This window comes from Streptomyces sp. NPDC002138, from assembly GCF_040296485.1.
In the GTDB taxonomy this organism is placed as follows: Bacteria; Actinomycetota; Actinomycetes; order Streptomycetales; family Streptomycetaceae; genus Streptomyces.
This window is the reverse complement of the sequence record NZ_JBEOXE010000055.1, coordinates 39,270-47,222: the sequence shown is the minus strand read 5'-3', so window position 1 is coordinate 47,222 and position 7,953 is coordinate 39,270. Positions and strand designations below refer to the sequence as shown.

At 72.8% G+C, this 7,953-nt stretch carries 11 protein-coding genes and 2 pseudogenes; 9 read left to right on the top strand and 4 right to left on the bottom strand.

The window, feature by feature from the left end:
- Positions 1–95, bottom strand: a pseudogene (locus ABT084_RS28825) (ABC transporter); the annotation flags it as partial.
- 2 nt (positions 96–97) lie between these two features.
- On the opposite strand from ABT084_RS28825, the pseudogene ABT084_RS28820 reads away from it, so the two are divergent.
- From ABT084_RS28820 to ABT084_RS28805, 4 genes and pseudogenes are all read left to right on the top strand, one after another.
- Positions 98–328 (top strand): annotated as a pseudogene (locus ABT084_RS28820) (pantoate--beta-alanine ligase); the annotation flags it as partial.
- A complete protein-coding gene (locus ABT084_RS28815) occupies positions 325–2,079 on the top strand; it encodes an L-aspartate oxidase (RefSeq protein ID WP_351049875.1) in 1,755 nt (584 codons plus the stop codon). The pseudogene ABT084_RS28820 and the gene ABT084_RS28815, both read left to right, overlap by 4 nt.
- Positions 2,076–3,077, top strand: coding sequence for a carboxylating nicotinate-nucleotide diphosphorylase (gene nadC, locus ABT084_RS28810; protein WP_502969217.1), 1,002 nt, complete (start codon positions 2,076–2,078; stop codon positions 3,075–3,077). The genes ABT084_RS28815 and nadC overlap by 4 nt, the downstream gene beginning before the upstream one ends.
- On the top strand, positions 3,078–3,887 hold the full coding sequence (locus ABT084_RS28805) for a type III pantothenate kinase (RefSeq protein ID WP_351049872.1): 810 nt from the start codon (positions 3,078–3,080) through the stop codon (positions 3,885–3,887). It begins immediately after the preceding gene.
- Between the two features lie 85 nt (positions 3,888–3,972).
- Here the strand turns inward: ABT084_RS28805 and ABT084_RS28800 are convergent, their stop codons facing one another.
- On the bottom strand, positions 3,973–4,287 hold the full coding sequence (locus tag ABT084_RS28800) for a winged helix-turn-helix domain-containing protein (protein ID WP_351049869.1): 315 nt from the start codon (positions 4,285–4,287) through the stop codon (positions 3,973–3,975).
- A complete protein-coding gene (locus tag ABT084_RS28795) occupies positions 4,284–4,703 on the bottom strand; it encodes a hypothetical protein (RefSeq protein ID WP_351049866.1) in 420 nt (139 codons plus the stop codon). The genes ABT084_RS28800 and ABT084_RS28795 overlap by 4 nt, the downstream gene beginning before the upstream one ends.
- A gap of 189 nt (positions 4,704–4,892) precedes the next feature.
- On the opposite strand from ABT084_RS28795, the gene ABT084_RS28790 reads away from it, so the two are divergent.
- The 5 genes from ABT084_RS28790 (at position 4,893) to ABT084_RS28770 (ending at position 7,313) form a co-directional block, all read left to right on the top strand.
- A complete protein-coding gene (locus ABT084_RS28790) occupies positions 4,893–5,459 on the top strand; it encodes a hypothetical protein (RefSeq protein ID WP_351049880.1) in 567 nt (188 codons plus the stop codon).
- 13 nt (positions 5,460–5,472) lie between these two features.
- Positions 5,473–5,637 carry a hypothetical protein gene (locus ABT084_RS28785; RefSeq protein WP_351049864.1) on the top strand — a complete coding sequence of 55 codons (165 nt, stop codon included), beginning with the start codon at positions 5,473–5,475 and terminating at the stop codon, positions 5,635–5,637.
- Between the two features lie 131 nt (positions 5,638–5,768).
- Complete coding sequence (locus ABT084_RS28780; RefSeq protein ID WP_351049861.1) at positions 5,769–6,209, top strand: BlaI/MecI/CopY family transcriptional regulator; 441 nt, start codon at positions 5,769–5,771, stop codon at positions 6,207–6,209.
- Between the two features lie 18 nt (positions 6,210–6,227).
- A complete protein-coding gene (locus ABT084_RS28775) occupies positions 6,228–6,779 on the top strand; it encodes an amino-acid N-acetyltransferase (RefSeq protein ID WP_351049878.1) in 552 nt (183 codons plus the stop codon).
- A 198-nt stretch (positions 6,780–6,977) separates the two neighbouring features.
- Entirely contained in the window at positions 6,978–7,313 is a 336-nt protein-coding gene (locus ABT084_RS28770) for a histone-like nucleoid-structuring protein Lsr2 (RefSeq protein WP_351049858.1), read from the top strand.
- Here the strand turns inward: ABT084_RS28770 and ABT084_RS28765 are convergent.
- Positions 7,298–7,882 (bottom strand): SCO3374 family protein, encoded by a 585-nt coding sequence (locus ABT084_RS28765; protein WP_351049856.1) that lies wholly within the window; start codon positions 7,880–7,882, stop codon positions 7,298–7,300. The two genes, ABT084_RS28770 and ABT084_RS28765, sit on opposite strands and share 16 nt — an antisense overlap.
- Positions 7,883–7,953 lie beyond the last annotated feature (71 nt).

The following is a 7,953-nucleotide window of genomic DNA, read 5'->3' as shown; positions in this document are numbered from 1 at the left end:
CGCTCCAGGAGTTCTGCCGCGACGCGGCGGCCCTCACGCTTGGACAGGTGGTGCAGGTCCGCCATGAGGAGCATGTTCTCCTCGCCAGTGATCAGCCGCGCGCGGCGGGCTGCCCGAGGCCGTACGGGCCGCCGCCCGCCTGGTCCTGGAGGAGGCGGGACGTGACACACCGCCCCTGCTCCTGGACTACCTGGCTCTGGTGGACCCCGCAGACTTCACCGAGGTCGGCCCCGCTCACGCCGGGCCGGCCGTACTGGCCGTCGCCGCGAAAGTCGGCACGACCAGGCTGATCGACAACATTCCATTGGAGTTCGGAGCACACTCGTGAGCACTGGCAGTGGTGGCGCAGGCATCCCGGCGGGCGGTACCGGCATACGGCTGCACGCCCCCGCCCCCGGCTGGTCCGTCGAGGCGGACGTCGTCGTCGTCGGATCCGGCGTCGCGGGCCTGACGGCCGCGCTGCGCTGCGCGGCGGCGGGCCGGCGTACCGTCGTGGTCACCAAGGCGCGCCTCGACGACGGGTCCACGCGCTGGGCGCAGGGCGGCATCGCCGCCGCCCTCGGCGACGGCGACACCCCCGAACAGCACCTGGACGACACGCTGGTGGCGGGCGCGGGCCTGTGCGACGAGGAAGCCGTGCGGCTGCTCGTCACCGACGGGCCCGGCGCGGTGCGCCGCCTCATGGCGGCCGGCGCCGTCTTCGACACCTCCGCCGAGACCGGGGAGATCGAGCTGACCCGCGAGGGCGGCCACCACCGGCGCCGGATCGCGCACGCCGGCGGCGACGCCACCGGCGCCGAGATCTCCCGGGCGCTCGTGGAGGCCGTACAGGCGGCGGGCATCGAGACCGTCGAGAACGCGCTCGTACTGGACCTGCTGACCGACGCCGAGGGCCGCACGGCCGGGGTCACCCTGCACGTCATGGGCGAGGGCCAGCACGACGGCGTCGGCGCCGTCCACGCGCCCGCCGTGATCCTGGCGACCGGTGGCATGGGCCAGGTCTTCTCCGCGACCACCAACCCCTCGGTGTCCACGGGCGACGGCGTGGCCCTCGCGCTGCGCGCCGGAGCCGAGGTCTCCGACCTCGAGTTCGTGCAGTTCCACCCGACGGTGCTCTTCCTCGGCGCCGGCTCCGAGGGCCAGCAGCCGCTGGTCTCCGAGGCCGTGCGCGGCGAGGGCGCCCACCTCGTCGACGCGGACGGGGTCCGCTTCATGGTGGGCCAGCACGAGCTGGCGGAGCTGGCACCGCGCGACATCGTCGCCAAGGGCATCACGCGCCGCATGCTGGAGCAGGGCGTCGACCACATGTACCTGGACGGCCGCCACTTCGGCGCGGACATGTGGGAGCACCGCTTCCCCACCATCCTGGCCGCCTGCCGCGCGCACGGCATCGACCCGGTGACCGAGCCCGTCCCGGTCGCGCCCGCCGCGCACTACGCGAGCGGCGGCGTGCGCACCGACCTCGACGGACGCACCACCGTCCCCGGCCTGTACGCCTGCGGCGAGGTCGCCTGCACGGGCGTGCACGGCGCGAACCGGCTCGCCTCCAACTCCCTGCTGGAGGGCCTGGTCTTCGCCGAGCGGATCGCGGCGGACATCATCTCCCACCGGCCCGCCTCCACCGGCCCGGGCATCCCCCTCCCCTCCACCGGGCCCCTGCTGCCCGCCGAGGCCCGCCTGGAGATCCAGCGGATCATGACGGAGGGCGCGGGCGTGCTGCGCTCCGCCGAGTCCCTGCGCGGCGCGGCCACCGCCCTGCAGGCCCTGTACACGGCCGCGCTGCACGACCTCGACGTCCACGGCAAGACCGCCGAGCCCGGCACCGACACCTGGGAGGCCACCAACCTCCTGTGCGTGGCCCGGGTCCTGGTCGCCGCCGCCCTGCGCCGCGAGGAGACCCGCGGCTGCCACTGGCGCGAGGACCACCCCGACCGCGATGACGCGGCCTGGCGCCACCACCTCGTCGTGCGGCTGTCCCGCACCGAGAAGCGCGCCCTGGTCGTGACCGCCACCGACTCCGCGGACTTCCCGTCCGTACGCCACCCCCTCGGCACCGAAATGATGGAGCAGCAACCGTGAGCACCCCCGACCACACCGAGTACGACCACACCGAACTCCCCCTGATCGACGCGGAAGGCGACGGAACGGGCGGCTGCGGCGACGACTGCGGCTGCGGCGGCGGCGAGGAGTCGGGCCTGGACCCGGCGCTCGCCCAGCTGCTCGCCGACGCGGGCCTGGACCCCATCGAGGTCGAGGACATCGCCCACATGGCGCTCTCCGAGGACCTCGACGGCGGTGTGGACGTCACCAGCGTCGCCACCGTCCCCGAGGACGCCGTCGCCACCGCCGACTTCACGGCGCGCGAGGCGGGCGTCGTGGCGGGTCTGCGGATCGCGGAAGCCGTCCTGTCGGTGGTCTGCACCGAGTCGTTCGAGGTCGAGCGGCACGCGGAGGACGGCGACCGGGTCGAAGCGGGCCGGGTACTGCTGTCCGTACGGGCCCACACCCGCGACCTGCTGACCGGCGAGCGCAGCGCGCTGAACCTGCTGTGCCGCCTCTCGGGCATCGCGACGGCGACCCGCCGCTGGGCGGACGTGCTGGAGGGCACCGGCGCCAAGGTCCGCGACACCCGCAAGACCACCCCGGGCCTGCGCTCGCTGGAGAAGTACGCGGTCCGCTGCGGCGGCGGCGTCAACCACCGGATGTCCCTCTCGGACGCGGCGCTGGTCAAGGACAACCACGTGGTCGCCGCGGGCGGCGTCGCCCAGGCCTTCAAGGCCGTGCGCGAGGCCTTCCCCGAGGTCCCGATCGAGGTCGAGGTCGACACCCTCGACCAGGTCACCGAGGCGCTGGAGGCGGGCGCGGACCTGATCCTGCTGGACAACTTCACCCCGGAGCAGACCGCCGCGGCCGTCACCGCCGTCGCGGGCCGCGCGGTGCTGGAGTCCTCCGGCCGCCTGACCCTGGAGACGGCCCGCGCGTACGCCGAGACGGGCGTCGACTACCTGGCCGTCGGCGGTCTCACCCACTCCTCGCCGATCCTGGACATCGGCCTGGATCTGCGCGAGGAGCGGTAGATGCTCCTCACCATCGACGTCGGCAACTCCCAGACGGTCCTGGGGCTGTTCGACGGGGACGAGATCGTCGAGCACTGGCGGGTCTCCACCGACCCGCGCCGCACCGCCGACGAACTGGCCGTCCTGATGCAGGGCCTGATGGGCATGCACCCGATGCTCGGCAACGAGCTGGGCGACGGCATCCACGGCATCGCGATCTGCTCGACGGTCCCGTCGGTGCTGCACGAGCTGCGCGAGGTCACCCGGCGCTACTACGGGGACGTCCCGGCGGTCCTGGTGGAGCCCGGCATCAAGACGGGCGTGCCGATCCTGACGGACAACCCGAAGGAGGTCGGCGCGGACCGCATCATCAACGCGTGCGCGGCCGTCGAGCTGTACGGCGGCCCGGCGATCGTCGTCGACTTCGGTACGGCGACCACCTTCGACGCGGTGTCCGCGAAGGGCGAGTACGTCGGCGGGGTGATCGCCCCGGGCATCGAGATCTCCATGGACGCCCTGGGCGTGCGCGGCGCGATGCTCCGCAAGATCGAGCTGGCCCGCCCGCGCAACGTCATCGGCAAGTCGACGGTCGAGGCGATGCAGTCGGGCGTGGTCTACGGCTTCGCGGGCCAGGTCGACGGCGTGGTGACCCGCATGGCGAAGGAGCTGGCGGGCCCGAACGGGGATCCGGACGACGTCCGCGTCATCGCCACGGGCGGCCTGGCCCCGATGGTCCTGAGCGACGCCACGGTGATCGACGAGCACGAGCCGTGGCTGACGCTGATCGGCCTGCGCCTGGTCTACGAGCGCAACGCGCCGAACTTCGAGTAGCGGCCCCGCCGCCGCGCCCGGCCGAACGCCCGCGCCGCTCCCGTTCCCCGGGGGCGGCGCGGGCGTTCGCGTACCGGCGTGCCGCTCAGCCCGTCGCGATCGCGCGCAGGGCGTCCAGGTGGCGGGCGTAGACCGTGCGCCCCTCCGCGGTCAGGGAGAGCCAGGTGCGCGGGCGGCGGGCGACGCGGCCCTTCTGGACCGCGACCCAGCCGGCCTCCTCCAGCGCGGCGACCTGCTTCGACAGCACCGAGTCGCTGACCTCGACCAGGTCCCGCACGAAGGCGAATTCGGCCTTGTCCACGGGCGCCAGCGCCGCCACCACCGACAGCCGCACGGGCGCGTTGAGCAGCGGGGCCAGCTCGTGCCGGGGGTGACTGTGCCGCGGGGAGGCCTCGCTCACGCGGACCGCCGGGTTTCGAGCACCGCGCCGGCCGCGAGCGGCAGGGCGCAGGCCGCCGCGGCCGCCGCGGCGAAGGCGGGGGAGGCGCCGAAGGCGGCCACGCCCAGCGACACGGTCAGCGTGAAGAGCACCGCCCAGGTTCCGATGATCACACCGTGCCGCACTCCGAACCCGCGCCGCACGACCCGCTGGTGGGTGGCGTAGACGCTCAGCCCGGTCACCAGCAGCGCATTGGCCAGCCCGGAGATCACGGCCGAGGTGACGCCCTGCCACAGCACCGTCATCGGTACGAGCACCAGCTGCCCGGCGGCGTAGGACCAGAGGTAGCGCGCGTACCAGCCGCTGCCCGTGCGGGCGGCCGCCTCGATCTCGGCCGCGCGCCCCAACCGGCCTCTGGCGTCCGCCGATTCGCCCATGATTCCCCCCGCGTTCGCAGCCGGACCGCTCGGAGTCGCCCGGACTGTTTCCAGAGTCGCCTCAACTTTCCACTTTGGCAAGTGAATCCGCGCCGTCTCCCGCCGCGCCGGAAAAGGGACTTCGGGGAATTTTGTCCGATTAGCGCGTATCTTCGGGCCATGCCCACGCCCTACGGACCCCGCGGCGGCATGGCGTTCAGTGCTGCCGAGCTGCACGTGCTCCGGCGCTCGCTCGCCCACGCCCTCCAACCCCCCACGGCCCCCCTGTCGGCCACCGAGGTCCAGGACTGCCTGCGCCTCGCGCGGTCCGTGGACGAGGCGGTCGCCGAGGCGGGCAGACTCAGAGCCTTCCTCGAGGCGGACCTCGGCCGCTACCGGGAGGCCCTGCCCGGCTCGCTCCCCGGCTACCTGGACCTCCTGCGGGAGGCGCTGGCCGCCGGGTACGAACCCGTCCCGGACGACCTGGCGGCCCTGCGCGCCCTGCGCGGCAACCCGGCCGCCGCCGCGCTGCTGGACCGCGCCTGCGGGGTCGCCGAGCGGTCCGTACGCCGCCGCCTGGCCGCCCCGCGGACCCGGCTGCGCGCCCTGGCCGGGGGCAAGGAGGAGGAGCCGCCGGCCCGGCCGGCCCCGCCGGAGCGCCCGGGCGAGGACGGGGGGACGGACGGACCGGAGCGGCCCGTACCGAAGCCCAGCGAGGTCTTCCCGCCGCGCCGCGGCCCCGTCCCGCCCCCGGCGTCCCGCCGTGCGGCGGGCTAGCTAGGCTGGGGGCATGGACTACGTTTCCGCGCTCGTGCCCCCCTTCGTGATGGCCGGGCTGTTCATCGCGCTCGTCAGGACGATCGTCAAGAGCCAGGGCGGCGCCAACAAGGGCAAGGAAGACGCCGCGGTCGACGCGGTGCTCGCCCGGGCCGAGGCCGCGCGCCAGCAGAACTGACACCACAGGGCTTCCGGGCGGCACTCCGCCCGGCGCCCCGGGCGTACGGCGCGAGGCCGTACGCCCGATTTTGTTGCGCGCCCCGGCCGGATCGCCAGGCAATTGCGGACATCCCGCACTATCGTGCTGATGTGCCTCGCCCCCTGGGAGATCTCGAAGACGCCGTCATGACGCGGGTGTGGCAATGGAACCGCCCGGTCACTGTCCGGGAAGTGCTGGAAGACCTCCAGCAGGAACGGTCCATCGCTTACACGACGGTCATGACCGTCATGGACAATCTCCACCAGAAGGGCTGGGTCCGCCGGGAAGCCGAGGGCCGCGCCTATCGGTATACGGCGGTCTCCACCCGCGCCGCCTACTCGGCCGCGCTGATGAACGAGGCCTGGTCCACCAGTGACAACCCCGCCGCGGCCCTCGTCGCCTTCTTCGGGATGATGTCGACGGAACAGCGCGAGGCCCTGCGGGCCGCCGTACAGATCGTCCAGGGCGATGACGCCCCGGCCGCCGCCGCACCCCCCGCCACCGAAAGCCGTGCCGATACCGATGAGCGGCCCGCCGGCCCGGGGCGATAGCGTCCGGGCATGGAAGGCATGGAAGACGATTCGCGTCGGGACGCGCTCCCGGACGCTGCAAATGCAAAAGCAGTGACGATCCGCCGTGCCCGCACCGGCGACGTTCCCGCACTGCGCCGCCTGCTGGACCAGTACGTACAGCAGCGGATCCTGCTCGACAAAGCCCCGGTGAACCTTTACGAGGACATCCAGGAGTTCTGGGTCGCGGAACGCGAAGCCGACGGGCGGGTAGTGGGCTGTGGCGCTCTTCACGTCATGTGGGAAGACCTCGCGGAAGTCCGCACTCTCGCCGTCGACCGCGATCTCAAGGGCGGCGGTGTCGGCCACCGGGTGCTCGACAAGTTGCTGCACACGGCCCGGGCACTCGGCGTCCACCGGGTTTTCTGCCTGACCTTCGAAGTGGACTTCTTCGCCAAGCACGGCTTCGTCGAGATCGGCGAGACGCCGGTGGACACGGATGTCTACACCGAGCTCCTGCGTTCCTATGACGAGGGTGTCGCCGAGTTCCTGGGTCTCGAACGAGTGAAGCCGAACACCTTGGGCAACAGCCGGATGCTTCTGCACCTCTGATCGGATCCGATCCGCGAACCGATCCGAACCGATCGATCGGCGCGGCTTTTACGGTCCTCCGCCCGCCTGTGGCCTATGTCCGAAACGCGCACGTTTCCCGTCCTGTTGACGGCCTGAACCTCGACCCGGGGGTTTGTGTTTTTCAGGGAAAAGCGGTTTCCTTTCCGCGTACTGCATTTTCGATGAAAGGAAATCCCGGTGGCACAGAAGGTTCAGGTCCTTCTTGTCGACGACCTCGACGGCGGCGAGGCGGACGAGACCGTGACGTTCGCTCTGGACGGCAAGACCTTTGAGATCGACCTCACCACCGCCAACGCTGAAAAGCTCCGCGGTCTGCTCGAGCCCTACCTCAAGGGTGGTCGCCGCACCGGTGGCCGCGCCGCCGCCGCGGGGCGCACCAAGGGCCGTACGGCCACGACGGCCGGCAACCCCGACACCGCCGAGATCCGCGCGTGGGCGAAGGCCAAGGGCCTCAGCGTGAACGACCGCGGTCGCGTCCCGTCCGAGATCCGCGAGGCTTACGAGAACCGCTGAGACCGCTGGGGCTGATCCAGCGCGCCTCGCAGGGGCACGCCGGAGCCGTAAGGCCTCCTGAGCCGCGCACGGTGGCATTCCGTCGCCGCCGCGCCGACCAGGCGGACGAGATCGGGCCTCGCGCCCTGCCCAGGACCGGGCAGGGCCGGCAGCAGTACGTCACACCCCTGCTCGGGGGGCCGCAGCCACACGGCGGCCCCTCGAGGACTTTCCCCGGCCGTGCCGGGGGGAGCAGGCGCAGTCATCCGGCCACCCGCACCCAGGGCGGTCAGATCCAGGGCCACCCCGCCCCACTCCAGCCAGTCGAGCAGCCCGTCCAGCTCGTCCGCGCTGCCCGCGGCCACCAGGAACCGCATCCGGCGCCCCATGAGCGCCACCGGACCCGTGACCAGGGGCCTGCGCAACAGCTCCGCCCCGGCGTCGGCGGGCATCTCCAGTACGTCGAAGCACGTCCCGGTGACCAGCTGCGCGGGCGGCCCGCCCGTGACCGCCCAGCCGAGCACGCGCTCGTACCAGTGGGCGTGCGCCTCGTCGGGCGCGACGCGGGGCAGCGGGGCGGTGAGGGCCATGCCTGAGCAACTCCGGAAACGCCTCGGAGTTACGGCCGGCGTCACGCACCGCACGCGGATCAATGCGGAAC